This is a genomic window from Leifsonia sp. T36S-04 (assembly GCF_042465655.1).
Taxonomy (GTDB): domain Bacteria; phylum Actinomycetota; class Actinomycetes; order Actinomycetales; family Microbacteriaceae; genus Leifsonia.
In genome coordinates this window covers 1,171,605-1,198,188 of sequence record NZ_CP146286.1, presented here as the reverse complement: position 1 = coordinate 1,198,188, position 26,584 = coordinate 1,171,605, and the positions used below count along the sequence as shown (strand labels likewise).

General features: G+C 68.9%; 23 protein-coding genes and 1 other RNA gene. 12 read left to right on the top strand and 12 right to left on the bottom strand.

Annotation, left to right across the window (positions count from 1 at the left end; all coding sequences use genetic code 11):
• Position 1 precedes the first annotated feature (1 nt).
• The 4 genes from kdpB to P3F85_RS05840 are packed head-to-tail and all read left to right on the top strand — an operon-like array spanning position 2 to position 6,019.
• Positions 2 to 2,149, top strand: coding sequence for a potassium-transporting ATPase subunit KdpB (kdpB, locus tag P3F85_RS05855; RefSeq protein WP_374010310.1), 2,148 nt, complete (start codon positions 2 to 4; stop codon positions 2,147 to 2,149).
• Between the two features lie 28 nt (positions 2,150 to 2,177).
• Complete coding sequence (gene kdpC / locus P3F85_RS05850) at positions 2,178 to 2,798, top strand: potassium-transporting ATPase subunit KdpC (protein WP_374010309.1); 621 nt, start codon at positions 2,178 to 2,180, stop codon at positions 2,796 to 2,798.
• 15 nt (positions 2,799 to 2,813) lie between these two features.
• Positions 2,814 to 5,330, top strand: coding sequence for an ATP-binding protein (locus P3F85_RS05845; RefSeq protein ID WP_374010308.1), 2,517 nt, complete (start codon positions 2,814 to 2,816; stop codon positions 5,328 to 5,330).
• A complete protein-coding gene (locus P3F85_RS05840; protein WP_374010307.1) occupies positions 5,327 to 6,019 on the top strand; it encodes a response regulator in 693 nt (230 codons plus the stop codon). The genes P3F85_RS05845 and P3F85_RS05840 overlap by 4 nt, the downstream gene beginning before the upstream one ends.
• Here the strand turns inward: P3F85_RS05840 and P3F85_RS05835 are convergent.
• The 7 genes from P3F85_RS05835 to P3F85_RS05805 all read right to left on the bottom strand — a co-directional run bounded on the left by P3F85_RS05835 (position 5,965) and on the right by P3F85_RS05805 (position 14,770).
• Positions 5,965 to 7,632: a hypothetical protein gene (locus P3F85_RS05835; RefSeq protein ID WP_374010306.1), complete on the bottom strand. Its 1,668-nt coding sequence runs from the start codon at positions 7,630 to 7,632 to the stop codon at positions 5,965 to 5,967. The genes P3F85_RS05840 and P3F85_RS05835 overlap by 55 nt on opposite strands.
• Positions 7,607 to 8,812: an MFS transporter gene (locus P3F85_RS05830; protein WP_374010305.1), complete on the bottom strand. Its 1,206-nt coding sequence runs from the start codon at positions 8,810 to 8,812 to the stop codon at positions 7,607 to 7,609. Before P3F85_RS05830 ends, P3F85_RS05835 begins: the two co-directional genes overlap by 26 nt.
• Complete coding sequence (locus P3F85_RS05825; protein WP_374010304.1) at positions 8,812 to 10,332, bottom strand: tetratricopeptide repeat protein; 1,521 nt, start codon at positions 10,330 to 10,332, stop codon at positions 8,812 to 8,814. The genes P3F85_RS05830 and P3F85_RS05825 overlap by 1 nt, the downstream gene beginning before the upstream one ends.
• Before the next feature lie 298 nt (positions 10,333 to 10,630).
• Positions 10,631 to 10,999, bottom strand: an RNA gene (gene rnpB / locus P3F85_RS05820) — RNase P RNA component class A.
• Between the two features lie 39 nt (positions 11,000 to 11,038).
• A complete protein-coding gene (locus P3F85_RS05815; protein WP_374010303.1) occupies positions 11,039 to 11,773 on the bottom strand; it encodes a zinc ribbon domain-containing protein in 735 nt (244 codons plus the stop codon).
• A 28-nt stretch (positions 11,774 to 11,801) separates the two neighbouring features.
• Positions 11,802 to 12,620: a Nif3-like dinuclear metal center hexameric protein gene (locus P3F85_RS05810; RefSeq protein WP_374010302.1), complete on the bottom strand. Its 819-nt coding sequence runs from the start codon at positions 12,618 to 12,620 to the stop codon at positions 11,802 to 11,804.
• A 122-nt stretch (positions 12,621 to 12,742) separates the two neighbouring features.
• Entirely contained in the window at positions 12,743 to 14,770 is a 2,028-nt protein-coding gene (locus P3F85_RS05805) for a cytosine permease (protein ID WP_374010301.1), read from the bottom strand.
• Positions 14,771 to 14,839: 69 nt separating this feature from the next.
• Between P3F85_RS05805 and P3F85_RS05800 the strand changes: the two genes are divergently transcribed.
• Both P3F85_RS05800 and P3F85_RS05795 read left to right on the top strand, forming a co-directional pair.
• Complete coding sequence (locus tag P3F85_RS05800; protein WP_374010300.1) at positions 14,840 to 15,646, top strand: thymidylate synthase; 807 nt, start codon at positions 14,840 to 14,842, stop codon at positions 15,644 to 15,646.
• Positions 15,643 to 16,125 carry a dihydrofolate reductase gene (locus P3F85_RS05795; RefSeq protein ID WP_374010299.1) on the top strand — a complete coding sequence of 161 codons (483 nt, stop codon included), beginning with the start codon at positions 15,643 to 15,645 and terminating at the stop codon, positions 16,123 to 16,125. Before P3F85_RS05800 ends, P3F85_RS05795 begins: the two co-directional genes overlap by 4 nt.
• A gap of 23 nt (positions 16,126 to 16,148) precedes the next feature.
• Here P3F85_RS05795 and P3F85_RS05790 read toward each other — a convergent pair whose 3' ends face one another.
• Complete coding sequence (locus tag P3F85_RS05790) at positions 16,149 to 16,796, bottom strand: DUF1345 domain-containing protein (RefSeq protein ID WP_374010298.1); 648 nt, start codon at positions 16,794 to 16,796, stop codon at positions 16,149 to 16,151.
• Positions 16,797 to 16,849: 53 nt separating this feature from the next.
• Here P3F85_RS05790 and P3F85_RS05785 point away from each other — a divergent pair, with 53 nt between their 5' ends.
• Together P3F85_RS05785 and P3F85_RS05780 are read left to right on the top strand one after the other, a co-directional pair.
• The gene (locus P3F85_RS05785) at positions 16,850 to 18,157 is read left to right on the top strand and encodes an aminotransferase class I/II-fold pyridoxal phosphate-dependent enzyme (protein ID WP_374011004.1); all 1,308 of its coding nucleotides are present in this window, start codon (positions 16,850 to 16,852) and stop codon (positions 18,155 to 18,157) included.
• 2 nt (positions 18,158 to 18,159) lie between these two features.
• Complete coding sequence (locus P3F85_RS05780) at positions 18,160 to 18,678, top strand: GNAT family N-acetyltransferase (RefSeq protein ID WP_374010297.1); 519 nt, start codon at positions 18,160 to 18,162, stop codon at positions 18,676 to 18,678.
• 7 nt (positions 18,679 to 18,685) lie between these two features.
• Here the strand turns inward: P3F85_RS05780 and dhaM are convergent, their stop codons facing one another.
• The 4 genes from dhaM to trpD are packed head-to-tail and all read right to left on the bottom strand — an operon-like array spanning position 18,686 to position 22,163.
• Positions 18,686 to 19,408 carry a dihydroxyacetone kinase phosphoryl donor subunit DhaM gene (dhaM, locus tag P3F85_RS05775; protein ID WP_374010296.1) on the bottom strand — a complete coding sequence of 241 codons (723 nt, stop codon included), beginning with the start codon at positions 19,406 to 19,408 and terminating at the stop codon, positions 18,686 to 18,688.
• Positions 19,405 to 20,037 (bottom strand): dihydroxyacetone kinase subunit DhaL, encoded by a 633-nt coding sequence (gene dhaL / locus P3F85_RS05770; protein WP_374010295.1) that lies wholly within the window; start codon positions 20,035 to 20,037, stop codon positions 19,405 to 19,407. Before dhaL ends, dhaM begins: the two co-directional genes overlap by 4 nt.
• A 37-nt stretch (positions 20,038 to 20,074) precedes the next feature.
• Entirely contained in the window at positions 20,075 to 21,073 is a 999-nt protein-coding gene (gene dhaK / locus P3F85_RS05765) for a dihydroxyacetone kinase subunit DhaK (protein ID WP_374010294.1), read from the bottom strand.
• 40 nt (positions 21,074 to 21,113) lie between these two features.
• Positions 21,114 to 22,163, bottom strand: a complete 1,050-nt coding sequence (gene trpD / locus P3F85_RS05760; protein WP_374010293.1) for an anthranilate phosphoribosyltransferase — start codon at positions 22,161 to 22,163, stop codon at positions 21,114 to 21,116.
• Between the two features lie 132 nt (positions 22,164 to 22,295).
• Between trpD and P3F85_RS05755 the strand changes: the two genes are divergently transcribed.
• Genes P3F85_RS05755 through P3F85_RS05740 form a run of 4 tightly spaced genes read left to right on the top strand, consistent with a single transcriptional unit; the run spans position 22,296 to position 26,529 of the window.
• The gene (locus P3F85_RS05755; RefSeq protein ID WP_374010292.1) at positions 22,296 to 22,940 is read left to right on the top strand and encodes a heme-copper oxidase subunit III; all 645 of its coding nucleotides are present in this window, start codon (positions 22,296 to 22,298) and stop codon (positions 22,938 to 22,940) included.
• Positions 22,941 to 22,963: 23 nt separating this feature from the next.
• Positions 22,964 to 23,800: a c-type cytochrome gene (locus P3F85_RS05750; protein ID WP_374010291.1), complete on the top strand. Its 837-nt coding sequence runs from the start codon at positions 22,964 to 22,966 to the stop codon at positions 23,798 to 23,800.
• Between the two features lie 45 nt (positions 23,801 to 23,845).
• Positions 23,846 to 24,913: a Rieske 2Fe-2S domain-containing protein gene (locus tag P3F85_RS05745; RefSeq protein ID WP_374010290.1), complete on the top strand. Its 1,068-nt coding sequence runs from the start codon at positions 23,846 to 23,848 to the stop codon at positions 24,911 to 24,913.
• Positions 24,910 to 26,529 (top strand): cytochrome bc complex cytochrome b subunit, encoded by a 1,620-nt coding sequence (locus tag P3F85_RS05740; RefSeq protein ID WP_374010289.1) that lies wholly within the window; start codon positions 24,910 to 24,912, stop codon positions 26,527 to 26,529. The genes P3F85_RS05745 and P3F85_RS05740 overlap by 4 nt, the downstream gene beginning before the upstream one ends.
• Positions 26,530 to 26,584 lie beyond the last annotated feature (55 nt).

The window sequence follows — 26,584 nt, the reverse complement described above, 5'->3', positions numbered from 1 at the left end:
CATGACCACCACCCTCCCCACCACCTCTCCCTCGACTCCACCGGCCGCCCGCAAGCAGCCGACGGGGCCGAAATCCTTCACGGCGGGCCAGCTGCTCGCCGCCCTGCCCGGGGCGCTGCGCAAGCTCGACCCGCGCTCCATGTGGCGCAATCCCGTCATGTTCATCGTCGAGGTCGGGGCGGCGCTGACCACCGTCGTCGCGATCGCCCAGCCGTTCGTCGCTCCCACCGGAGCCGGACCGGCGGGCCTGGCCTTCACCTGGTCGATCGCCGTGTGGCTCTGGCTGACCGTCGTCTTCGCCAACCTGGCGGAGGCGGTCGCCGAGGGCCGCGGCAAGGCCCAGGCCGCCACTCTGCGGCAGACCCGCTCGTCGACCCTCGCCAATCGGGTCGCCGCGTACAGCGACTCCGATCCGGATGCGCTGAGCGCGACGCTCGAACAGGTCGCCTCGAGCGATCTGCGCCTCGGCGACGTGGTGGTCGTGACGGCCGGCGAGCTCATCCCGGGAGACGGCGATGTCATCCACGGCATCGCGACCGTGGACGAGTCGGCCATCACGGGCGAGTCCGCGCCGGTCGTCCGCGAGTCGGGCGGCGACCGGAGTGCGGTCACCGGCGGCACACGCGTGCTCTCCGACCGCATCGTCGTCCGCATCACCAGCAAGCCCGGAGAGACCTTCGTCGATCGCATGATCGCGCTGGTGGAGGGTGCCTCGCGTCAGAAGACGCCGAACGAGATCGCGCTCAACATCCTGCTGGCGAGCCTCTCCATCGTGTTCGTGATCGTCGTGCTCGTCCTGCAGCCGGTCGCCGGCTACTCGGACGCCGCGCCGACCGTGCCGGTGCTGATCGCCCTGCTGGTGTGCCTCATCCCCACCACCATCGGCGCCCTCATCTCGGCGATCGGCATCGCCGGCATGGACCGCCTGGTGCAGCACAACGTGCTGGCCATGTCGGGACGCGCCGTCGAGGCGGCCGGCGACGTGACCACGCTGCTGCTCGACAAGACCGGCACCATCACGTACGGCAACCGGCGCGCGAGCGAGTTCGTCCCCGTCGGCGGGACGTCGCCCGACGATCTTGTGCGGGCTGCCGCGATCTCCTCCCTGAGCGACCCCACCCCCGAGGGCACCTCGGTGGTGGAGCTGGCGGCGGGCCTGGGCTTTGTGCAGCCGGAACGTCTCGGCGGCGAGATCGTCCCGTTCACCGCGCAGACCCGCATGAGCGGGCTCGACCTCCCGGACGGTACCCGGATCCGCAAGGGCGCCGCGAGTTCGGTCGTCTCCTGGGTCCGCGAGGCCGGGGAACCGTCCGCCGCCGTCCTGGGCCAGCTGGATGCGGAGGTCGAGCGGATCTCGCAGGCCGGCGGGACCCCGCTCGCCGTGGCGACGCAGACCGCGTCGGGCGACGCGTCGCTGCTCGGCGTCATCCACCTGAAGGACGTGGTGAAGGAGGGATTGGCGGAGCGCTTCGCCGACCTCCGCCGGATGGGCATCCGGACGGTGATGGTGACCGGCGACAATCCCCTCACCGCTCGTGCCATCGCCGCGGAAGCCGGTGTCGACGACTTCCTCGCCGAGGCCAAGCCCGAGGACAAGCTGGAACTGATCCGGAAGGAGCAGGAGGGCGGACACCTCGTCGCGATGACCGGAGACGGCACCAACGACGCACCGGCCCTCGCCCAGGCGGATGTGGGCGTCGCCATGAACACCGGTACATCGGCGGCGAAAGAGGCCGGGAACATGGTCGACCTCGACTCGGACCCGACCAAGCTGATCGACATCGTCCGCATCGGCAAGCAGCTCCTGATCACTCGCGGCGCGCTCACCACGTTCTCGATCGCGAACGACGTCGCGAAGTACTTCGCGATCATCCCAGCGATGTTCGTGGCCGTGTTCCCCGGGCTGGGGGCGCTCAACGTGATGGGCCTGCACTCGCCCGCTTCGGCCATCCTCTCTGCGGTGATCTTCAACGCGATCATCATCGTGCTGCTCATCCCCCTCGCACTGCGCGGTGTCCGCTACCGGCCGGCCGCTGCGTCGCAGCTGCTCAGCCGAAACCTCCTCATCTACGGCGTCGGCGGGATCCTCGCCCCCTTCATCGGCATCAAGCTGATCGACCTCGTCGTCTCCCTCATCCCGGGCTTCTGACGCCCGGATCCCGAAAGGTACATCGCACATGAATCGGCTCCGCGGCGCCTGGCGCCACTACTGGGTCGCCCTGCGCGCCATGGTCGTGCTGACCGTGGCGCTGGGGATTGGCTACACCGCCGTCGTCACCGGCATCGGGCAGCTCGCCCTGCCTGCTCAGGCGAACGGCTCCCTCGTCACCGAGAGCGGGAAGGTCGTCGGCTCGTCGCTCATCGGTCAGTCGTTCACCGACGCCAAGGGCCGCGCCCTGCCGCAGTGGTTCCAGTCGCGGCCGTCCGCCGCGACCGCGAACGACCCCGCAGGGTACGACGCATCGGCCTCCTCGGGGAGCAACCTGGCGGCGTCCAACCCCGCCCAGGTGAAGGCCGTGAAGGAGCGGACCGCTGCGATCGTCGCGTCGGACGGCGTGCCGGCCTCGACGGTCCCCGGCGACGCGGTCACCGCGTCCGGCTCGGGGCTCGACCCGCACATCTCGCCCGCCTACGCGCTCCTGCAGGTGAAGCGGGTGGCGGAGGCGCGCGGGCTCCCCGAGGACACGGTCCGGAAGCTGGTGGCAACTAGGATTCAGGGACGGGACCTCGGGTACCTCGGGGAACCGACCGTGAACGTGCTCCAGCTGAACCGGGCCCTGGCCGCGCTGGACCGATAGCAGAGGGCGGGACGCATGCCTCGTGGTCACCTGCGGGTGATGCTCGGTGCCGCCCCCGGCGTGGGCAAGACGTACGCGATGCTCGAGGAGGGCAGGCGGCTCAGCGCGCTGGGCAAGGATGTGGTCGTGGCCGTCGCGGAGACGCACGGCCGCGCCGCCACTGCAGCGATGCTCGACGGTCTCGAGGTCGTCTCCCGCGCCACGACCGAGCACCGCGGCGTGACCCTCGACGAACTCGACCTCGACGCGGTCCTGCTGCGCGCCCCGCAGATCGCCCTCGTCGACGAGCTCGCGCACACCAACGCGCCGGGATCGCGCAACGAGAAGCGGTGGCAGGATGTCGAGGCCATGCTCGACGCGGGCATCGACGTCATGTCGACGGTCAACATCCAGCACATCGAGTCGCTCGGCGACGTGGTGCAGCAGATCACCGGTGTGCAGCAGCGGGAGACGATCCCGGATGCTGTCCTGCGCCGTGCGGACCAGATCGAAGTCGTCGACCTGGCCCCGCAAGCGCTGCGCGACCGGCTCGCGGAAGGGGTCGTGTATCCGACCGCCCGCATCGACGCCGCCCTGTCGAACTACTTCCGGCTGGGCAACCTGACGGCGCTGCGCGAGCTGGCGCTGCTCTGGCTGGCCGACGAGGTGGACAGCGCGCTGCAGCGGTACCGTGCCGAGCACGGCATCGCCGGCACCTGGGAGGCGCGCGAGCGTGTGGTGGTCGCGCTCACCGGCGGTCCGGAGGGCGAGACGCTGGTGCGGCGGGGCGCGCGGATCGCGGCGCGGAGCGCGGGCGGCGACCTGATCGCCGTGCACGTCACCAGCCCGGACGGGCTGCGCGAGACCGCGCCCGGCGCCCTCGCCGCTCAGCGGGCCCTCGTCGAGCAGCTCGGCGGCAGCTACCACCAGGTCGTCGGGGACGACATCCCGACCGCACTCGTGGAGTTCGCGCGCGGCGAGAACGCGACGCAGCTCGTCATCGGCGTGTCCCGCCGCAGCCGCCTGGCCGCGCTGCTGACCGGACCCGGGATCGGCGCGACCGTCATCCGCGCATCGGGCGATATCGATGTCCACATCGTGTCCCATGCCCGCGCCGGAGGGCGGTTTTCACTTCCGCGGCCGCGCGGCGGGCTGACCGTCCGTCGCCGCGTGTACGGCTTCGCGCTCGCGCTCATCGCAGGTCCGCTGCTGACGCTCGTCCTGACGAACGTCCGCTCGCCGGAGTCGATGACGGCGGACGTGCTCAGCTATCAGCTGCTCACTGTCGTCGTCGCCCTGGTCGGCGGCATCTGGCCTGCGCTCTTCGCTGCGCTGCTCTCGGGGCTCACGCTCGACTACTTCTTCGTCGACCCGCTGTATACGATCACAGTCGGCGAACCCCTCCACCTGATCGCGCTCATCCTGTACGTGGTGATCGCCGCCCTGGTCAGCCTCGTCGTCGACCTCGCGGCGCGACGCTCGCGCGAGGCACGCCGCGCGGCGGCGGAGGCGGAGCTGCTGGCGAACATCGCCGGCGGCGTCATCCGGGGCGAGGATGCGCTGCAGGCGCTGGTGACCCGCACGCGGGAGGCGTTCGGTCTGACCACCGTGCGCCTCACATCCCTCGACGGGTCCGAGGTGCTGGCCGCGGACGGGCCGGGGGCACCGGGGTCCGACTCCTCCGGCTCGGTCGGCTCGGAGGTGCAGCGGCTGCCGGTGGGGACGCGGGCCGTCCTCGAGCTCTCGGGGCGCGATCTGGAGGCGGGCGACCGTCGGCTCCTCGCGGCGATCGTGGCCCAGCTCGACGCCGCCCTGGAGCACCGCGATCTCGCCGCGACCGCCTCCGAGGTGGGCGCGCTCGCCGAGGCCGACCGCGTGCGCACCGCGCTGCTGGCCGCCGTCGGACACGACCTGCGCAGACCTCTCGCTGCGGCCACAGCCGCCGTGACCACGCTGCGCCAGCCGGACCTGCCGCTCAGCGACGACGACCGCGAGGCGCTCCTGGAGACCGCCGAGGACAGCCTCCACGGCCTGGCCGGGCTCGTCACCGACCTGCTCGACGCAAGCCGCATCCAGGCAGGCGTCCTCGCGGTATCGCTGGCGCCGACCGAGCTCGACGACGTCATCCCTCCCGCCTTCGACGAGCTGGGCATCGGTCCCGGCGATGTCGAGTTGGATGTGCCGGCCGGCCTTTCGCCGCTTCTCGCCGACGGCGTGCTGCTGCAGCGTGTCGTGGTCAACCTCCTGGGCAACGCACTGCGCTTCAGCCCCACCGGAATGCGCCCGGTCTTCGCCGCCAGCGAGTTCGGCGGCACCGTCCAACTTCGCGTGATCGACCACGGCCCCGGAATCCCCGCCGAGCGCCGCGAGTCGGTGTTCGCGCCGTTCCAGCGCCTCGGTGACACCGACAACGACAGCGGTATCGGGCTGGGGCTCGCCCTCTCGAAGGGCTTCGTGGAGGGCATGGGCGGATCGCTCGACGCCGAAGACACACCGGGCGGCGGCCTCACGATGGTGATCTCGCTCCCCGCTTCCGGAGAGGCAGCCGCATGAGGATCCTGATCGCCGACGACGACCAGCAGATCCTGCGTGCTCTGCGCATCCTGCTCACGGCTCGCGGCTACGAAGTTCTGACGGCCCGCACCGGCGCCGAGGCGCTCAGCCAGGCCGTCGAGCACCACCCCGACCTCGTCATGCTCGACCTCGGGATGCCGGAGCTCGACGGCATCGACGTGATCGGAGCGCTGCGCGGCTGGACGAGCGTCCCCATCCTCGTCGTCTCCGGCCGCACCGGATCCGGCGACAAAGTGGATGCGCTCGACGCCGGCGCCGACGACTACGTGACCAAGCCGTTCGCGGCGGACGAACTGCTCGCCCGCATCCGCGCGCTCACGCGCCGCCAGCAGTCGGTGCCGGATGAGCCGGTCGTCTCCTTCGGCGACGTGACGGTCGACCTCGCCGCGCGTCAGGTCACGCGCACCACCGGGGACCGCACGGAGACGGTGCGGCTGACGCCGACGGAGTGGACCATCCTCGAAGTGCTCCTGCGGAACCCGGACCGGCTGGTGACGCGACAGGTGCTGCTGACGCAGGTGTGGGGCCCGCAGTACACGAGCGACACCGGCTACCTGCGGCTGTACCTCGCGCAGCTGCGCAAGAAGCTCGAGCCCGAGCCCTCACGACCGCGCTACCTGCTGACCGAACCCGGGATGGGGTACCGGTTCTCGCCGGATGCCGCCTGAGGGAGGCACGCATCAGAGGCTCGAGCTGCGAACTCCTCGATCGACCTGACCAGAGCTGCCCAGCGCGTGTCGGCATCCGCCAGCGTCCGCGGATAGTGATGTCCCGGCACGGATCTCGCCTCCACGTTTCGGAACTCAGCGGGCACTGCATTCGACGCATCCACTACCTCGTCGTCGACGGGGACGATGGCGACAATGCGAGTGCGCGACTGCGCGACTGCGTCGTCACCTTCGGCAGCGGAGTGGTATTCAGGACCGAACCGCTTGTGGGCCCACTCGGCGAAAGCAGGATCTCGATCCGAGTGCAGACGTAGGTGCGGGGACATCGCCAGAATCGGAGACAACGCGACCACGCCGACAGCCCCCAACTCATCGGCCGACATCGCCGCGAACCATGCTCCAAAACTGACGCCGAAGGCGATGAGATCCCGATAGCCGCGGAGGCGACAGAACTTCGCGACGGCAGACGCAGAGCCGGTCGCTACCCGAGGCCATTGTTGCCATGCCGCACTGTGCAGGCCGACACCGAGATGCGCTGAGCCGGGATAGTTCACGACCAGCACGTCAAGCCCGCTAGCTATGAGTTCCCGATACGAACCGCCGTAGCGAAGGTCGTCCCATTCGTGACTGTCCGGGCCGCCGTGGAACGCCACGACAACTGACCGCGGGCTCGGGCCAGATCCAGTTAGCAGGATGCATGGCATGCCGGCGATCTGGACTCGCTCTACCGAGAGGTCCGGACAGGGGGCGGCAGCACCGGGCCAGCGTCTCGGGCCGTTCATCCATATTGACCCGTGAACGGCCGAAACGACTCTGAGTACCGGAGACGCCCTCTCCAGTGGGAACAGCTGGGCCGTCCCCTGCAGGACATGAACGGAGTGCTGGCTGACTTGCCACAGTCCGTAGCCTTGTTCCGGGTGAAGGCAGATCATCTGCACTCCGCCGTCCACGTCGAAAGCCGCCTGAAGAGGAGACCAGCCCTCCGGAGTATGCAGCGGTCGTCTGCGGCCGTCCTCGATCAGCCAGAACGACCTGTGGTCTTTGGAGTCCTCGCGGGTCAATGCCGCTTCTTGGGTGGTCGCGACGATCGTGCCCGTTCCGTGAACGTCGCGGTCCCGGTGCTGCACGACGTATCCGCCGCCGCCTGCCAAAACAAGCGCGCCAGAGTCGAGGATCCGCGCCACTGCCATCCCCTCGGGGTGGCGGATGGTCCGTCTGGCGCCGGAGCCTACTTCGACGCCGACCGTTCGGCTCGGGTCGGACGTCGTCAGGAGGACGGTGCGCGATCCGCTTTCAGATGCAACAAGACCTGAGAGCTGATTGTCCTCGCTGTCCGGCACGCGGTGCACCACACTGCGGCTGCGCTCGACTGTCCCCCTTTCTGTGAGCATCAGTCGCTCGATCTCCAGTCGATCGTTGCCGTTCAAATGAAAACACAGGGCTTCCGAGTCGCCCGGCACGATGAAAAGGGGTCCGGACGCGCTGGTTATTCGTACGCCGTCTGGCAGCAGCGCATGCAGGCGACCATCCTGTCGGCTGAAGAGCCAAAGCGCCTCCCCGACCCGGGCGATCGGACGCAGGGCGTCCTCATGGATGAGGCTGAGCCGTTGCATGTGCACGCTCTTCGTGGCTGATCGACCAGGACCCGCGAAAGAGAACCGGTAGCAGGACCGCGTTGAGGAGGGTGGCGGCCGCCGCGATCATCGCCAAGGGGACCGGCCCGAATGTAGCCCACAGCGGTCCGCCGACGGCCCCTCCCAACGCATCGCCGACGAGGAATGCCGTTTGCGAAATGCCGAACACGAACCCGGCCGCGTTCCCAGGAATAAGGACATACTGAATCGTTTCCTCCGAGGTGACGGCAACTGCTACCGCCGCGGCTCGAAACAAGAACAGGATCACGGTCAGGACGGGGCTGAGGCCGAGCGCAACCGCGACACTGAATGTCGCAGCTGCCGTCGCAACCTCGGCGATGACGAACAACCTTCCCGGTCTCCGGCCGACGCCCCTTCGTGCGAAGAGGCCTGTCACGCAGATCTGCGCAAGGCTCATGGCAGCGACGACGGTGGCGGCGCCGGCGTCAGTGAGCCCGGCGTCCGTCAGGTAGATCGGCAGATAGGGGGTGATCAGACTGACGTAGAAGCCCGAGAGCAGGCCGACCGCAGCCAACTTGGCAGCGACAGACCGCAGTCCGTCACTGCCACGCGCGGTCCTTTCCTCTTGGCTGGCGACTGGAAGCCGGGCGCCCGTTCGTACTCTGCACGCCCAACCAAACGCGAGCAGGGCCAGCACCGAAGCGAGGCCGAGGGCCAGCGTCGTCCCACCGGTCGCGTCGGCCGCCAAGAACAAGCCGGCGGCACCCAGGGTGCCGACGAAGACACCTACTTGACTACCGAGGCCGCGAGCGGCGACAACGCGAGAGATTTCAGCGTCCGGTACCGTCGACCTGATCCAGGGGCGAAGGCCGACGAGCGCAAGAGACGCCCCGACTCCGGCAAGCGCAGACGACACGATCGTCGGCGCCATATCGGTGAATACTCGGCCGCCGATTCCGACGGCGTACAGGAGCACACCAAGTCTGACGGCGTTCAGCCCGCCGATACGGTCGGACACGGCTCCCCATGCGAACGACAGCCCGCCTACACAGGCCATGACTGCATAACCAACACCGAACGCTGCCAATGCACCGGCATGCTCGTAGTGAAGCGGCTGAGCCACCTTCGACATCCACATGGCGGATGCGAAGAGAAGCGAAAAGACGCCGACCTTTGTCCGGATCGAAACTGATGACATCAGGACGCGGCTACTCGGCGCAGGTTATCTACCAGCGTCGCTGACCCGGGATGAACTCGTAAGCCGTCATTCAGCGCTTTAACGGCGCACGCCATCCGTCCTGCTCGGAGGTGTGCTTCAGCCAACAGTGAGAAATGACGATCGGTATCGGACAGGCCGAGTGCCGCGACATCCACGGGCTCCAGGATGCGGAGCGCATCGTCTGGTCGATCGAGGCGAAGGAGAACATACGCAGTGTCCGCCCGGCCGATCGAGTTCTCCGGCTCCAGCATCACGGCCTTGAGGTAGGCATCAGCGGCATCGTCAAAACGGTCGCATCGTGTGAGCGCTAGCCCGAGTCCTCGCCACGAGACCGCCAGATTGTCATCCAGTTCCACAGCGATCTGGCACTGTTCGAGCGCATCCTCGTGCTGACCGGTCGCACTCAGGCTCTTGGCCGCCTCCAGCCGGTACTCGGCCATGTAGGGGTCGACCTCCAATAGACGCCTGTATGTGTCCACAGCCGCCCTGAGATCGCCAATCTGGTTATAACACTGAGCCAGGTTGTAGATGAGCACCGAGCGGTGGATCGCAACTCGTTCTGTTGTCTTCGTCAGGCGGTCGATGCCCCACCGGAGTAGGTCGAGCGCCCCGTCCACGTCTCCGCGACGGAAGAGGATAAGAGCGAATCCATTGCGGTTGAAAACCTCCTCGAACACCGCCTCGTCGGTTTCGCGCATCGCCGGACTCAGCGTGCGGATGATGTCGAACGCCTCCTGCAAACAGGCCTCTGCCATCCCGAGGTCGCGAAAGCCGTCTCGGTGGTGGCGTGCGTAGAGCATCGATCTGCCGTAGAGCGCGCGAACCCTGTCCATCGGTCCGCCGCGAGACGCCCATTGTCCGTAGTAGAACTCGGCTCGTTCGGGTTCGCTAAGCATGGCGTTGCCGATCGCGAGCATATTCATCACACGAGCCGACGGTTCGTGTCGGAGGAGCACTTTCGCGAGTGCTGTTCCTGTCCACGCATCTCCCACGTTGATGTAGTCCCACGCCGCACAGACGATCGCTTCGACATCGAGATCACCCGTAAGGGCATCGCACAGAGAGGCCTCGCCCGCATAAGCAGGGAGGGACGGACTATCGAATGACACCGTGAGATAGCTGACCGTCCAACCGGCGACCGTGGATGCTAAGTCAAGGAATTCTCTGCTGGACTCATCGATCTGCTGGCATCGTCCGATCTCGACGTGAATGTCGCCGTATTGCGCGATTAGGTACCGGGCGACCGTGATGTGATTCCGCTGCAATCGACGTCGCTGGAAATAGCGGATCTGCTCGCTCGCGGTTGCCGCATCGGTCAAGCTCACGCTGGTCGCGCGAACTCGGGCCGCCAGGGCACTGTCGAGCGGAAAGTAGAGGCGAAGGCTTTGAGCCAAGCGTGGATGGTCGGTTTCTGGCCCGCAACCTACCTTCACGAGAAGCTGCTTTACCACCCCGAAAGCAATCGGGGAGGCGGCGGGGGCGTTCAGTGATAGCTGCATGTCGACGTCAATCGGCTTCCGGAGGGACGACGGCCGAACCGTCGTCCCTCCTGAGGCGCTAGTTGACCTTGCTGCCGTACAGGACTGCGAAGTCGACCTTTTCATCGCGGGGTGTCTCGATGCTCAGTTCCATTGGTCATTCCTTTCGTGCGGGATATCCGCAAGGAAACACTAACCTCTAGCCCTGTGAAATACAACGCTTTAATGCATGCATAGGAGACCAACGCGGATGTGCGGCATCGCGTTTCCGGCTCTGCGGCGGGCGACGCGACTCGACGGCACAGCGAGTGTCGCGAAGGGAATGGGCCGGCTGATACGCCGGGTTCTGTCGCGGTGCCAAGCACCGCGGACGGCCATCTATCTCGGGACGGCGTTACCGCCGCCCTCTAGCGGTCTACCCGGGGACGAGACGAGCAGCCTCATGGTCCCCTGTGCGACCTTGCTCCGGGCGAGGTTTACCCAGCCGGCCGGGTCACCCCGGCCGCTGGTGGTCTCTTACACCACCGTTTCACCCTTACCGCGGGCCGAAGCCCGTGGCGGTCTGCTTTCTGTTGCACTTTCTCGCGGGTTGCCCCGGGTGGGTGTTACCCACCGCCCTGCTCTGCGGAGCCCGGACGTTCCTCGGCAGTCCGCTCTCGCGGACCGACGCGACCGTCTTGCCGACCCATTCCGGCCTCCACACTAGCGCAGGCCGTTTCGGCCCGGCTCAGAGGCCGGAGTCTTCTCCACGGATCAGGATGGCGCCGCTGTCGGGGCAGAGCACCACGTCGTCGTCGGCGGCCCGGCGGATCTCGGACAGATCCGACTCGGTCAGCTTCACGTTGGAGCCCAGGGAGACGCCGCGCACGAGAGCGGCAGCGCCCAGTCCGTAGCGCGCGCGCTGCCGCTCGTACAACTCGATGAGGTCGGCCGGGAGGGCCTCCGCGATCGCTGCACGGTCGGCGGCCGCCGCCCTGCGCTGCGCCTCGATCGTGCCGCCTTCCTCGGCGCGCTGCGCCTCCAGCGCCTCGACCCGGGTCGCGAGTTCGGCGCGCTCGGACTCGACGGTCGCGAGCACCTGCTCGAGACCCTCGACGCGCTCCATGACCGTCAGCTCGATCTCCTCCAGGTCGTCCTTGCGCTTGGCGAGCGACGCGAGTTCGGCCTCGAGCGCCTGCACGTCCTTCATGGAGGAGCTCTGCTGCACCCGGTCGGTGTCGCGCTTCGCGCGCGCTTCGACGACCTGCACGTCGGACTCGACGCGCTTCAACTCGGTCCGTGCGTCCTCGAGTTCGCCCGTCGCAGCGATCCAGCGCGCCCGGAGCGCGTCGACCTCCGGCTGCAGCTTCGCGAGCTCGGCCGCCTGCGGAAGGTTCTTGAGGGCGTGGGCGAGCTGCGCCAGGCGGGTGTCGGCGGCCTGCAATCGCAGGAGTTCCTTCTGGTCGGCGGGACGTGCTTTCACGATGTGGTGCTTCCTTCGTGGCGGGTGGTCATTGGAGGATGGCGAAATCCCAGGGGTCGGTGCGCAGTTCGCTCACCATCACCTCGGTGCCCGGGAGGGCGGCGCGCAGCTGATCGGCGGCGGTGTCGAGCCACAGCCATTCGCTGGCCCAGTGGGAGACGTCGAGAAGGGCGGGACCGCCGCCGAGGAACGCTTGCTCGCGCGCCTCCGATGCGGGATGGTGCCGCAGATCGGCGGTGATGTAGACGTCAGCGGCGCGAACGGCCTCGGTCGCGAGCAGGGAGTCGCCCGCGCCGCCGCAGACCGCGACGCGTGTCACCGGCTGGGTGTAGTCGCCGGCCGCCCGGACCCCGCCCGCGGTGGCGGGAAGGAGTTCGGCGACGGCGCGCGCGAGGGCACCGAGGGTGGTGGGGCGAGGCAGGTCACCGACCCGGCCGATGCCGGTGACGCCGTCCGATGCCGGCGCGATCGGGCGGGTGTCGCGCAGTCCGAGGCGCGCGGCCAGGACATCGCTGGTGCCGTCGGCGACGACGTCGGCTGTCGTGTGCGCCGCGTACAGCCCGGCGCCACCGCGGATCAGCCGCGCGAGCAGCGCACCCTTGTAGCGGTCCTCCGCAACGCTCGTCACGCCGCGCAGCAGCAAGGGGTGATGCGCGATCAGGAGGTCGACGCCACGCTCCACGGCTTCGTCGACCGTGGCGGCCACCGCGTCGACGGCGAGCAGGATGCGCTCGACCTCGGCCTGCGGATCGCCGGCGACGAGGCCGGACGCGTCCCAGCTCTCGGCACCCACGAGCGGCCAGAGCTGCTCGATGGTGTCGCGGACGGAGGCGAGGGTGTTCGGCACGTCGATCAGCCTACGGGATGGCGCAGCGCGGAGGCCGGGCGCAATCGATCCTGTGGATGGACCGCCGCCCTGTGGATGGACGGCAGCACTGTCGATCGACGGCAGCGCCGTGCCCACCCTCGTCAGGCCGACTGCTCCTGCCTCCGTATCGAGGGCGCAGCCGACACGAGCGCTCCGACCAGCCCGATGGCGAGCGCGATCACGACGCCGATGTTGCTCGTGCCGATTCCGGCGTGCGGATCGATGCCGACCGCGCGGAAGAGGTACCCCTCCCACTCCAGCCACGGCAGCGGCGAGCTGATGGTGCCCCACCCCACGGCGACGGCCGCCACGAGCAGCCCCAGGTTGGTCCAGCGCCAGTCCGGGTAGGCGCCGCCCCGCGTCAGGAGGGAGCGCTGATGGAACCGCCGCGTCCGCAGCATCATCTCGCCCGAGAACACACCGACCCAGGCGGCGACCGGCACCGACAGCATCGTCGGCACGCCGCGGATGACCGACGACAGGTCCGTGACGGTCGCGGCGAGCACTCCGCCCACGATCGCGACCGCCACGCCCGCGATGAGCGTGCTCCAGCGGCGGCCGAGCCGCACGCCGAGCGCGTCGATGGTGAATCCCGTGGAGTAGAGGGTCAGCACGAGCGCTGAGATCAGGGACAGTCCCACCGCCAGCAGCAACGGCACGGGGTACCAGCCGGGAAGCCCGAGGGCCACGAGCGCAGCGACGGGATCGCTGGCGAGGTCCGCGGCGAGCGGAGGGTTGGATGCGGCGAGCAGACCGCCGTACGACACGAGCACGAACGGCGGAACACCCGCACCGAAGGTCGCCCACAGCATCGCGGCGCCGCCGGAGGAGGTGACCCGCTGGTAGCGCGCCACTTCGGCACTCGTCATCGCCCACGCGAGGCCGACGTAACTGAAGACCAGGACGGCACCGGTGACGACGTGCGTCCAGAGGGCGTCGGGCGCGGCAAGGGCGCGGTCCATATCCACATGTCGCCACGTCGCGGTCACCATGAGTCCGATCAGCACCGCCGAGGCGATCGTCAGGACGAGTTGGATGCGGGCCACCAGTGCGTATCCGACGTACGCGATCGCAGACGCGACGGCGATCGTGGCGACGAGTGCCACGGAGGTCGCGGTGACGGGGTTTCCCGGCCACTTCTCCGAGCCGGTCAGCGAGCCCGCCGCCGATCCGGCGAGCCAGAGCAGCACGGCTCCCCAGAACAGCTTGACGACGAGCGCCAGCACGGTCGGGACGACGTTGCCCCGCAGCCCGAACGAGGCCCGGGACACGACCAGCGTCGGCTGGCCGCTCCACTTGCCGGCCAGCGTTCCGACGCCGAGCGGGAGGAAGGAGAGCGCCACCCCGACCAGCGTCGCGACAAGAAGCTGCCGCAGGCTGAGTCCCAGCACGAAGAGCGTCGCGCCGACGCCGACGCTGATGAGGGACGAAGTGCCGGCGAACCAGAGCCAGAACATCCGCGAGGCGCGCCCCACCCGCCGTTCGACGGGGGTCGGCTCCAGATCGGCGGTCTCCGGCGAGAAGATGCTGGGACGGAGGTGCCGTCCTCCGAGCACTATTGCGGCCTCGTCGGTGCGCGGGGCGGCGACGTCCGCATCGACCGCCCCCGCCGCATCCACCTGATCCTCCGGGGGCGGCGACACGGCGACGGGGTCCGCCACGGCTTCGGCAGCGGGCTCCGGCGAGCGCTCGCGCTCGGAAGGCGCGAGCGTCGAGATGACGAGCGGCACAGGCTCCGAGTCGCGCGGGGCCAGCTCCCGAGGGACGAAGTCGAGCGGCTCGGCGCGTGCGACGGTCTGGAAGGTGGGCGGCTTCACCGGGTCGGGATCGGCCGACGTCGCCACCCACGGGCTGAACGTGGGCTCGGGTCCGGTCGGCTCCCTGCGCACCGGCAGATCGTCGAACCGGATCCGTTCCGTAGGCGGCCCCACCCATGCATCCTCGGCGTCGTCCGGAGCATCAGCGGCATCCGGAGCGTCAGCGGCATCCGAGCGGGCATCCGTAGGGCTGCGCACGATCGGGATGGCGGAGGTGATGCGCGCGACCTCCTCCTCCAGGGCACTGGCGAGCTCGTCGTCGCTGTGCCGGTCGTCGCTGTGCCGGTCGTCACCGCGCGCTGCTCCGTCCATGACGCCAGACTACGACGCGCCGCGCCCCCGGGGAGAGAGGTGACCGGCCCGGCGAAGTACCATCGGAACGTGAGCCAGATTGCGACCCCGTACGAGGACCTCCTGCGCGACGTGCTGGCGAACGGCACGCACAAATCCGACCGCACCGGCACCGGAACGCGCAGCGTCTTCGGCCGTCAGCTGCGGTTCGACCTGGCCGACGGCTTCCCCCTCATCACGACGAAGCGCGTCCACTTCAAGTCGATCGCCTACGAGTTGCTGTGGTTCCTCCGCGGCGAGAGCAACGTCGGCTGGCTGCGCGACAACGGCGTGACGATCTGGGACGAGTGGGCCGATCAGGATGGCGAGCTCGGCCCCGTCTACGGCGTCCAGTGGCGCTCGTGGCCGACCCCCGACGGCCGCCACATCGACCAGATCCAGCAGGTGATCGACACCCTGCGGACCGACCCGGACTCCCGTCGCATCATCGTGTCCGCGTGGAACGTCGCGGAGATCCCGGACATGGCGCTCGCGCCCTGCCACGCGTTCTTCCAGTTCTACGTCGCCGACGGCAAGCTCTCGTGCCAGCTGTACCAGCGCAGCGCGGACATGTTCCTCGGCGTTCCGTTCAACATCGCGAGCTACGCCCTGCTGACGCTGATGGTCGCCCAGCAGGTGGGACTCGAACCGGGCGAGTTCGTCTGGACCGGCGGTGACGTCCACATCTACGACAACCACGTGGCGCAGGTCACCGAGCAGCTCACCCGCGATCCGTTCCCGGCGCCCACGCTCCGCTTCGCCCGCACGCCGGACTCCCTCTTCGACTACCGGTTCGAGGACTTCGTGGTCGAGGACTACCAGCACCACCCGGCCATCCGCGCCGCCGTCGCCGTATGACGATCGCCCTCATCTGGGCGCAGGCGCGCGACCGGATCATCGGCGCGGGCGGCGTCATGCCCTGGCACCTCACGGAGGACCTCCAGCACTTCCGCGCCCTCACGGGGTCCGACCCGGTGATCATGGGACGACGCACGTGGGACTCGCTCCCCGAGCGCTACCGACCCCTCCCCGGCCGCACGAACGTGGTCGTCACCCGCCAGCGGGGGCGGGATGCGCCGGGCGCCACGATCGTGCACTCGGTCGAGGACGCCCTGGCAGTCGCGGGCGACGCAGCCACGGTCTGGGTGATCGGGGGCGCCGAGCTCTACGCCCAGACGCTCGCGTCGGCCGACCGCCTGGAGGTCACCGAGATCGACCTGGACGTCGACGGCGACACGCAGGCTCCCGAACCGGGCACGGGATGGACGCAGGACGCGGGCGACTGGCTGACCGCCTCCAACGGCCTGCGCTACCGCTTCGTCACCTACATCCGCTGACCGCCTCGCCCCTCCTCCGCTCCTTACCCGCCGAGCCCGGCCACCAGGTTCACGGTCGCCGCGACGATGACCGTCCCGAACAGGTACGACAGCAGCACATGGTGCAGGATCGACCGGCGGATGTACGAGCTGGAGATGTCGGTGTCCGACACCTGGAAGGTCATCCCGAGCGTGAACGACAGATAGGCGAAGTCGCTGTACTGCGGCGGCTCCTTCTGGTTGAAGTCGATCCCGCCACCCGAGCGGTAGTACATGCGGGCGTAGCGGAGTGCGTAGAGCGTGTGGACGAGCGTCCAGGAGAGCGCGACCGAGACGACCGCGAGCAGGGCGACCCCCAGCTGCTTGCCTCCGCTCAGGTGCCTCGCGTCGACCAAGATGTAGACCACCGCCAGGACGCTGGCCGCGGCGGCGAGGATGAGGATCAGATCGGCCGTGCGGCGTCCCGGATCCTCGAGCGTCGCGTGATCCTTGGTCGACTTGGCGTCCAGCTTCCACACCGTCGTCCACACCCAGACGACGTAGACGAGGCACGCCGCGGCCCATCCCGCGATGATCGCGTAGTGCCAGGCGTTGAGCAGGCCGACGATGACACCGACGACCAGCCCGGTGAGGAGAGCCGTCGTCATCTTGGTGCGGGTGCGCCCACGGCGGCGCTTCAGGTCGTTCGTCACACTCCGGATGTTCGCACACGTCGGCCGAGCGCCCCGCCCAGCACGCCGGTACGATCGATGTCGTGACGTCTGCAACCGTTTCGCCCGCACCCCTGGCCGACCTCGACACCGCCGCTCTGCGCGAGGCGCACTCCGCGTTCGCGCGCGCTTACGACGAGCTGAAGGGCGCCGGCCTGAAGCTCGATCTGACCCGCGGCAAGCCCTCCGCCGAGCAGCTCGACCTGTCGAACGACCTCCTGCACCTTCCGGACGGCCGCTTCCGCGACGCCGCGGGAACCGACCTCCGCAACTACGGCGGCGCAACGGGTCTGCCGGAGCTGCGCTCGATCTTCGCGGACGCCCTCCGCGTGCCGGTCGACCAGCTGCTGGCGCTCGGCAACTCGAGCCTGACCCTCATGCACGACACCATCACGTTCGCGCTGCTGCACGGCGTCCCCGGCGGCGAGCTGCCCTGGGGCAGCCAGTCGGTCTCGTTCCTCGCGCCGGTGCCCGGCTACGACCGGCACTTCACCATCGTCGAGCGTCTCGGCATCCGCCTGATCCCGGTTCCGATGGATGAGAACGGTCCGGACATCGACGCGGTCGCCTCCCTGCTGGAGACCGACGACAGCATCCGCGGGATGTTCTGCGTGCCGGTGTACTCGAACCCCACCGGCGCGATCTACTCGGAGGAGGTCGTGCGCGCGCTCGTCTCGCTGCCTGCCGCGCCGGACTTCCGGCTGATCTGGGACAACGCCTACGCTGTCCACCACCTCACCGACGAACGCCCCGAGCCGATCGACGTGCTCGCCCTCGCCGCGGAGGCCGGCAACCCGGATCGCCCGCTCGTCTTCGCCTCCACCTCGAAGGTCACTTACCCGGGTTCGGGGGTCTCCTTCTTCGGCGCCTCCCCCGCCAACGTCGAGTGGATGCTGCACCACCTCTCGGCCCAGAGCATCGGCCCGGACAAGATCAACCAGCTCCGCCACGCCGAGCTGCTGAAGAACGCCGACGGCCTCGCGGCCCACATGGAGAAGCACCGCGCCATCCTGGAACCGAAGTTCGCCGCCGTCGACGCCGCGTTCCGTGATCGGCTCGCGCCGTGGGGTGCGGGCTCCTGGGCGCTCCCCGCCGGCGGCTACTTCGTGAGCCTCGACATCGCCGACGGAGCCGCCAAGCGGGCGGTCCAGCTCGCCAAGGAGGCGGGGATCGCCGTCACCCCCGCGGGTGCGACCTTCCCGTACGGTGACGACCCGCGCGATGCAAACATCCGCATCGCCCCGACGTTCCCGCCCCTGGGCGAGCTGACGACGGCGCTCGACGGCCTCTGCACGGCGATCCTGCTGGCCACGGCGGAGACGCTGCTCGCCGACCGGGACTGACGGTGGGCGGCTGGGTCGTCCGGGCGAGCACCGAAGACGACTGGCAGGCGTACCGCGCGCTGCGGTTCGAGATGCTCGAGGACGCTCCGATCGCGTTCCTGGAGACGCTGGAGCAGGCCCGACGGCACCCCGACGAGCACTGGCAGCAGCGCGCCGCCAACACCGCGCGTACGAGCCGGCTGTTCGCCGCGGTCGCGGAGGATGGACGCTGGCTTGGGAGCATGGGCGGCTTCCACTCGGCCACGTCCCACGATCCGTACCTGGTGGGCGTCTATGTGACACCGGCTTGGCGTGGCCGCGCACTCGGGGTGACGGATGCGCTCCTCGACGCGGTCATCGACTGGGCACAGGGACGCGGCGAGCGCCTGCTGCTGGAGGTGCACGAGGACAACGAGCCCGCCATCCGGTCGTACCTCCGCCGGGGCTTCACCTTCACAGGACGCACCCAGCCTTACCCGCTCGATCGCACGGCGAACGAGCGGGAGATGGAGCTGCCGCTTTCAGGCCGCCGCAGGGGGTGACCTCGCCTCAGACCTCGCCGAAGCCGGTGTCGACCAGGTCGGCCAGCGCGTCCACCGCCGGGCGCCCGTCGGGGTCGTCCGACGCGATCCGCGCGGTCGCCCCGGCGGTCAGCCCCAGCGACATGATGCCCAGCAGGCTCTTCGCGTCCTTGCCGTTCACGGTCACCTTCACGGGGAACGTGTTCGCCAGCTTGACGAACTCCGCCGCGGGCCGGGCATGCAGCCCTTCCGGATTGCGGACCACGACCTCGCGCTCATAGGGGCCGCCCGTGGCCGCGGCGGTGGCGGCCTCGGGAGCGCCGTCGGGAGCGGCGGTTCCGGCCGCTTCGCTCGCTCCGGCCCAGGCATCGACCGCCCCTCGCGCGGCCGCAGCGACCTCGTCGAGAGAGCCGCCCGACTCAGCGGCCACGGCTGCGGCGACGCCGCCCTCGACGAAGGGGACGTCGACCACGCGCACACGCGCGCGCTGCTCGTCGTCCACCATGTCGAGAGCGGTCTCGGCCGTCAGCAGCGCGGAGCCGAGATCGCTGACGACCACGACCCCTTCGCCGCCGTCGGCCTCGGCGATCCCGGACATCACCTTCGTGAAGCTGGTCCCGATCCCCTCGTCGTCCGTGCCGCCCGCGGCCACGAGGTGGACCGAGCCGGCCATCTGACCGGCGAGGTCCACCATCCCGGCAGCGATCCGAGGACTGTGCGAGACGAAGAGGATGCCGACCTTCCCACTCATTCCGCCACTCCGGCTGCCGCGCGCAGCAGCAGGGCGGTGGACTGGGCGCCGGGATCGCGGTGCCCGGCCGACCGCTCGCCGAGGTAGCTCGCCCGGCCCTTGCGTGCGACCAGCGGCTCCGTCGCCTCTGCGCCCTTCTCGGCGGCCTCCGCGGCGGCGGCCAGGATGCCCGAGGCCGAGGCCCCGGACTCCTGGGCCGCACGCGCCGCATCGACCGCGGGCGTCCAGGCGTCGATCATCGTCTTGTCGCCGGACTCCGCCTTGCCGCGGGACACGATCCCGTCGCGTGCGGCCGCGAGCACGGCGACGAGCGTCTGCTCGTCGATCGCGTCGGCGTCGCCCACGGGTTCCGCGGCCTTCAGGAAGGCGGTCCCGTAGAGCGGGCCGGATGCCCCGCCGACGGTCGAGATCAGGGTCATCGCGACCGAGCGGAGCGCAGCATTCGGCGTCGCGTCGTCCGGGAGCTTGTCGAGCGCCACGACGGCGGCCCGCATTCCGCGGTCCATGTTCTCGCCGTGGTCGCCGTCGCCGATCTCCCGATCCAGCGTGTTCAGCTCGTTCTTGTGCTCCCCGATCGACTCCGCGCTCGCGGAGATCCAGCCCCGGATCCAGTTCGTGTCCAGCGTCATCGACGCCTCCTCCTCGTGTCTGTTGCGGTTGCGGTCGTTACAGGCCCCAGCGCAGGGCCGCGGTGTGAACGGGCGCGTCCCAGAGCTGCGTGAACTCGTCGTCCAGCTTCAGCACCGTGATGGAAGCGCCCTGCATCTCCAGCGAGGTGACGTAGTTCCCGACCAGCGACCGGCTGAGCGTGATGCCGCGCTCGTCGAGGATCTCGGCCGCGCGCCGGAACAGGATGTACAGCTCGGACAGTGGCGTGCCGCCCATCCCGTTGACGAACAGCAGCACCGGCGACCCTTCGAACGACAGGTCGGCGAGGATGGCGTCCATCATCCGGTCGACCAGGCGGTCTGCCGGCTCCAGCTTGATGCGCTCGCGCCCCGGCTCGCCGTGGATGCCCACGCCGAACTCGATCTCGTCCTCCGGCAGCACGAAGCCTGGCTGGCCCGCATGAGGCACGGTCCCGTCGGTCAGGGCGAGGCCGATCGAGCGGACGTTCGCGTTGACCCGCTCCGCGACGGCCGTAACGCCGTCCAGGTCGTCGCCGCGGTCCGCCGCAGCGCCCGCGATCTTCTCGACCAGCACGGTCCCGGCGACGCCGCGGCGGCCGGCCGTGTACAGGGAGTCCTGCACGGCAACGTCGTCGTTGATCACGACGGAGCGCACCGAAATTCCCTCCGCGCCGACCAGATCGGCGGCCGTCTCGAAGTTGAGCACGTCGCCGGTGTAGTTCTTGACGATGTGGAGGACGCCGGCACCGCCGTCTGCGGCCTTGGTGGCCTCCACGATCGGCATCGGTGTCGGCGAGGTGAAGACCTCGCCGGGTACGGCCGCGTCGAGCATGCCCGCGCCGACGAAGCCGGCGTGCAGGGGCTCGTGGCCGCTGCCACCGCCGCTGACCAGTCCGACCTTGCCACTCACAGGCCCGTCCGCTCGCGCGACGAACATCGGATCCAGGGAGACGCGGACGATGTCCGCATGAGCCCGGCCGAACCCCGCGAGGGACTCGGTCACGACGTCGGGTACGTCGTTGATGAGCTTCTTCATCGAAACCCTTCCTTCCACGTGCAGTGGAGTTCCACTGCGGTCAGTGCGTCGCTGTCACCCACTGGTCGAGCTTCGCGGCCGCGGCCCCGGAGTCGATCGCCTGGGCAGCGACCGCCATTTGCGAACGGAAACGATCCAGGATGGACACCTGGACCCTCGACGGGTCGGACGCGAGCTCGTAGGACACGAGCCCGGCTGCCGCGTTGAGCAGGACGATGTCGCGCACGGGGCCTTCTTCACCCGCGAGCACGGCACGCACGACCGCCGCGTTGTACGCGGCGTCCTTACCGAGCAGGTCGTCGATCCGCGCCCGGGGGATCCCGAGATCGCGCGGGTCGATGTCGTGCTCGGTGACGAGGCCCCGGGAGACCTCCCAGACGTGGCTGTGACCGGTGGTCGACAGCTCGTCGAGCCCGTCGTCGCCGCGGAAGACCAGCGCGGTCGCACCGCGGGTCTGGAACACGCCGACGATGAGCGGGATGCGGTCGAGCGTCGCGACGCCGACCGCTGATGCCTCTGGGCGCGCCGGGTTGCAGAGCGGTCCGAGGTAGTTGAAGACGGTGGGGACGCCGAGCTGCGCGCGCACCGGGCCCGCATTGGCGAAGCCGGGGTGGAACGCGCTCGCGAAGGCGAACGTGATGCCCGCGACCTTCAGCACCTCGGCGACCCGCTCCGCCGAGAGCGTGAGGTCGATGCCCAGCGCGGCGAGCACATCCGACGAACCCGACGACGAACTGGCCGCCCGGTTGCCGTGCTTGATCACGGGGACGCCGGCCGCTGCCGCCACGATGGAGGCGGTCGTGGACACGTTGACGGTGCCGAACCGGTCGCCGCCGGTGCCGACGATGTCGAGCGCCATCGGATCCACCGGGAGCGGCACCGCGTGGTCGAGGATGGCGTCGCGGAAGCCCACGATCTCGTCGACCGTCTCGCCTTTGGCGCGCAACGCGATGAGGAAGGCGGCCAGCTGCGCATCGGTCGCATCGCCCGTCATGACCTGGTCCATAGCCCATGCCGCGTCGGCCACACTCAGGTGCTCGCCGGCGAGGAGAGCCGTCAGAATGGACGACCAGGACTGCGTGTGGACCATGAAGCGATCCTATCGGCGGGCGACACGCCACGGCGATAGCGGCCCCTCCGCCCCCGATGAGGCCGTACTAATCGGAAATCGGGCCGATTCAAGCCCCATGAGTGGGAAAACCATGGCTCCTTTTCAGCCATAATGGGTTACGTGACGAGCACCTCCCTTTCTCCCTCTGCGAGTGCGCCGGCGATCAACCGGCCCAATGTCGTGGCCGTCGGCACGATCGTCTGGCTCGGCTCGGAGGTGATGTTCTTCGCAGGCCTGTTCGCGATCTACTTCACCCTCAAGTCGACGTCGCCCGATCTGTGGGCCGCAGAGACGCAGCACCTCAACATCCCGTACGCGGCGACGAACACCCTGGTGCTGGTCCTCAGCTCGGTCACGTGCCAGTTCGGCGTCTTCGCCGCGGAGCGCATGCAGCCGCGCCGCTCGGGCGGTGTCGCCCAGTTCTGGCGCTGGGGAATGGTCGAGTGGTTCACCCTCACCTACCTCATGGGCGCGATCTTCGTCTCCGGCCAGGTGCTCGAGTACGCGACGCTCGTCTCCGAGGGCATCTCCCTCAGCTCCAACGCCTATGGCTCCGCGTTCTACCTGACCACCGGTTTCCACGCCCTCCACGTGACCGGCGGTCTCATCGCCTTCCTCCTCGTCATCGGCCGCGCGTTCGCGGTCAAGATCTTCGGCCACAAGGAGGCGACCAGCGCGATCGTCGTCTCGTACTACTGGCACTTCGTCGACGTCGTGTGGATCGGGCTGTTCGCGGTCATCTACATCATCCGATAGGAAACAGGAGCGTTCTTCACCCCATGCGTCCGAAAAACCGCAGCACGGCCAAGCCGGCACAGAAGGCAACGGCCTCCCGCAAGGCCGGCCGTCGCCACCCGCTGGCCACCGTCGCGCTCCTCGCCATCGGCTTGGGACTGACCGGCGGCGCCTACGCCGCGTTCACCACCACCACCGCGTCCGCGGAGCCCCAGGTCGCCGCAGCCAGCCAGAGCTCGGTCGACGAGGGCAAGAAGCTCTTCCAGGCCAACTGCGCCACCTGCCACGGTCTCGACGCCCAGGGCAGCTCCGTCGCTCCGAGCCTCATCGGCGTCGGCGCGGCAGCCGTCGACTTCCAGGTCGGCACCGGCCGCATGCCCATGCAGATGCAGGGTCCGCAGGCGCAGGAGAAGCCGGTCCAGTTCACGGACGAGCAGGTGAAGGCGCTGGCCGACTACGTCGCGTCCCTCGCCCCGGGCCCGTCCATCCCCGAGCAGAAGTACCTCGACGGCAAGGGCAACGCCGCCCACGGCGCCGAGCTGTTCCGCATCAACTGCGCGATGTGCCACAACGTCGCAGGCGCAGGTGGTGCGCTCACCGAGGGCAAGTACGCGCCGCCGCTCACCGGCGTCAGCGCCCAGCACATCTACGAGGCCATGGTGACCGGTCCGCAGAACATGCCCGTCTTCAACGACCTCAACATCAACCCGCAGGGCAAAGCGGACATCATCACGTACCTGAAGTACATCCAGAACAACCCCTCCCCGGGCGGCTTCGAGCTCGGCTCGCTCGGCCCGGTGGCCGAGGGTCTCTTCCTCTGGATCTTCGGTCTGGGCGCCATCGTCGCCCTGACCGTGTGGATCACGGCTAAATCCAATTAATCCGGATCCGCACTCAGGCACGAATAAAACGTAAGAAGGAGAGCAATGGCACTGGACGACAACGGCGGTCACGAGCTGACGCCCGCGCGTTCGACTGAGGAGCACCGCGTCGGAGACGCCGGCACAGCGGTGGTCATCCGCGACGCCGTCGAAAACCCCGGGTTCCCGCCGCACCGCCCGCGCGTCACCGACCTCGACCCGAGGAAGGAACGTCGCGCCGAGCGCGTCGTCTACACGCTGTTCTACCTGTCGATCGCGGGCTCGGTCTGGGCGGTCGCCGCCTACCTCGCCTTCCCGATCGTGGACGGCGACCCGGGTTCGGTCCGCCTGAACAACCTGTTCATCGGAATCGGCAGCGCCCTCGCGCTCCTCGCCATCGGCATCGGCGCGGTCCACTGGGGCAAGGCGCTCATGCACGAGAAGGAGGGCGTCGACCTCCGCCACCCCGTGCGCGGCAGCGAGGGGACGACCGAGCGGGCGGCGGAGATCTTCCGCCAGGCCGACGAGGAGTCCGGCTTCAGCCGCCGCACCCTGGTGCGCAACAGCCTCATCGGCGCTCTGATCGCGTTCCCGCTTCCCGCCGTCGTCCTGTTCCGCGGCCTCGCGCCTGCGAACGGCGACCCGGTGGAGCTGCTCGCCAACACGATGTGGACGAAGGGCGTACGCCTCACCCGCGACCCAACCGGTACCCCGATCAAGGCCTCCGACGTCACCCTCGGCAGTGCGTTCCACGTCATCCCCGAGGGTCTCAACGAGGCCGAGAACAAACTGGAGGAGAAGGCCAAGGCGGCCGTGCTCCTCATGCGCCTCAAGCCCGAGGACCTGCATGTCTCCAAGGGCCGCGAGAACTGGAACTACGACGGCATCGTCGCTTACTCCAAGATCTGCACGCACGTCGGGTGCCCGGTGGCACTCTACGAGCAGCAGACGCACCACCTGCTCTGCCCGTGCCACCAGTCGCAGTTCGACATCACGCACGAAGCGCAGGTCATCTTCGGACCGGCGAAGCGGCCCCTGCCGCAGCTGCCGATCACCGTTGACGCCGATGGCTACCTGGTCGCCCGCAGCGACTTCCACGAGCCCGTCGGCCCAAGCTTCTGGGAGCGCCATTGAGCACCACGACCGCCGCACGGCCTGCGGCACAGAAACCGGCTTCGACGGGTGGGTTCACGGCAGCGGCCGCCAACTACCTCGAAGACCGCACCAGCATCTCGGGAGCCGTCAAGGAGTTCGGTCGCAAGATCTTCCCGGACCACTGGTCCTTCCTGCTCGGTGAGGTCGCCCTCTACAGCTTCATCGTCATCCTGCTGTCGGGCACCTTCCTGACGTTCTTCTTCCAGGCCTCCATGGCGGAGGTGGTCTACAACGGCTCGTACGTGCCCCTCAAGGGCATCGAGATGTCGTCCGCCATGCAGTCCACACTCAACATCTCGTTCGAGGTGCGCGGCGGCCTGCTCGTGCGTCAGATCCACCACTGGGCGGCTCTGCTGTTCGTGGCCTCGATCGGCCTGCACATGCTCCGCATCTTCTTCACGGGAGCGTTCCGCAAGCCGCGTGAGCTGAACTGGGTGATCGGCTTCGTGCTGTTCATCCTGGCGATGGCGGAGGGTTTCACCGGCTACTCGCTGCCGGACGACCTGCTCTCGGGCAACGGCCTCCGCATCATCGACGGCCTCATCAAGGGTCTGCCGGTGGTGGGCACGTGGATCTCGTTCCTCCTCTTCGGCGGAGAGTTCCCGGGCACCGCGATCGTGGGTCGCCTTTACACGCTGCACATCCTGCTGCTGCCCGCGCTGGTCGTCGCCTTCATCGCGCTGCACCTCATGTTCGTGGTCATCCACAAGCACACGCAGTACGCGGCGCCGGGACGCACCCAGGGCAACGTCGTCGGCTACCCGGTCCTCCCGGTGTACGCCGCGAAGGCCGGTGGCTTCTTCTTCATCGTGTTCGGTGTCGTCGCACTGATGGCATCCCTCTTCACGATCAACCCGATCTGGCTGTACGGCCCGTACGACCCGTCCCCAGTTTCGGCCGGTACCCAGCCCGACTGGTACATCGGCTTCGCGGACGGCGCCCTGCGTCTGGTCCCGCCGGGTTGGGAGTTCGTGTGGCTCGACCGCACCTGGTCGTTCAACATCATCGTGCCGGTGGCGATCCTCGGACTCTTCATCGTGACGGTCATGGCCTACCCGTTCCTCGAGGCGTGGATCACGGGCGACAAGCGCGAGCACCACATCCTGGACCGTCCGCGCAACGCTGCCACCCGCACCGCGGTAGGGGCTGCCGGCGTCACGTTCTACGCGGTCTTCTGGGCCGCTGCGAGCTCGGACATCATCGCGACGCACTTCAAGCTGACGATGGAGGGGGTCATCCACACCCTCCAGGCGCTGCTCTTCATCGGCCCGCTGATCGCGTACGTCGTGACGAAGCGCGTCTGCCTGGCCCTGCAGAAGAAGGACCGCTCGATCGCCCTGCACGGGTACGAGAGCGGCCGCATCGTCAAGCTGCCCGGCGGCGAGTACATCGAGGTGCACGAGCAGCTCAGCGACTACGAGCGCTGGCGTCTGGTGTCGTACGAGTCCTACGAGCCGCTGATGCTGCGCCCGAACCGCCGGGGCAAGATCACGGTCGCGAACCGCGCACGTGCCGGCCTGTCCCGCTGGTTCTTCGAGGACCGTCTGATGCCGCCGACGCGCGGCGAGCTCGAGTCCGGTCACGACCACCACTGAGACTCGCTAGTGCGACAAGCGCCGGTGCGGATGTTTCGCACCGGCGCTTTTCGCA

Coding starts and splice junctions, on each gene's coding strand:
- kdpB (WP_374010310.1), top strand. CDS start 2: ATGACCACCACCCTCCCCACCACCTCTCCCTCGACTCCACCGGCCGCC.
- kdpC (WP_374010309.1), top strand. CDS start 2,178: ATGAATCGGCTCCGCGGCGCCTGGCGCCACTACTGGGTCGCCCTGCGC.
- P3F85_RS05845 (WP_374010308.1), top strand. CDS start 2,814: ATGCCTCGTGGTCACCTGCGGGTGATGCTCGGTGCCGCCCCCGGCGTG.
- P3F85_RS05840 (WP_374010307.1), top strand. CDS start 5,327: ATGAGGATCCTGATCGCCGACGACGACCAGCAGATCCTGCGTGCTCTG.
- P3F85_RS05835 (WP_374010306.1), bottom strand. CDS start 7,632: ATGCAACGGCTCAGCCTCATCCATGAGGACGCCCTGCGTCCGATCGCC.
- P3F85_RS05830 (WP_374010305.1), bottom strand. CDS start 8,812: ATGTCATCAGTTTCGATCCGGACAAAGGTCGGCGTCTTTTCGCTTCTC.
- P3F85_RS05825 (WP_374010304.1), bottom strand. CDS start 10,332: ATGCAGCTATCACTGAACGCCCCCGCCGCCTCCCCGATTGCTTTCGGG.
- P3F85_RS05805 (WP_374010301.1), bottom strand. CDS start 14,770: ATGGACGGAGCAGCGCGCGGTGACGACCGGCACAGCGACGACCGGCAC.
- P3F85_RS05795 (WP_374010299.1), top strand. CDS start 15,643: ATGACGATCGCCCTCATCTGGGCGCAGGCGCGCGACCGGATCATCGGC.
- dhaM (WP_374010296.1), bottom strand. CDS start 19,408: ATGAGTGGGAAGGTCGGCATCCTCTTCGTCTCGCACAGTCCTCGGATC.
- dhaL (WP_374010295.1), bottom strand. CDS start 20,037: ATGACGCTGGACACGAACTGGATCCGGGGCTGGATCTCCGCGAGCGCG.
- dhaK (WP_374010294.1), bottom strand. CDS start 21,073: ATGAAGAAGCTCATCAACGACGTACCCGACGTCGTGACCGAGTCCCTC.
- trpD (WP_374010293.1), bottom strand. CDS start 22,163: ATGGTCCACACGCAGTCCTGGTCGTCCATTCTGACGGCTCTCCTCGCC.
- P3F85_RS05755 (WP_374010292.1), top strand. CDS start 22,296: ATGGGTTACGTGACGAGCACCTCCCTTTCTCCCTCTGCGAGTGCGCCG.
- P3F85_RS05750 (WP_374010291.1), top strand. CDS start 22,964: ATGCGTCCGAAAAACCGCAGCACGGCCAAGCCGGCACAGAAGGCAACG.
- P3F85_RS05745 (WP_374010290.1), top strand. CDS start 23,846: ATGGCACTGGACGACAACGGCGGTCACGAGCTGACGCCCGCGCGTTCG.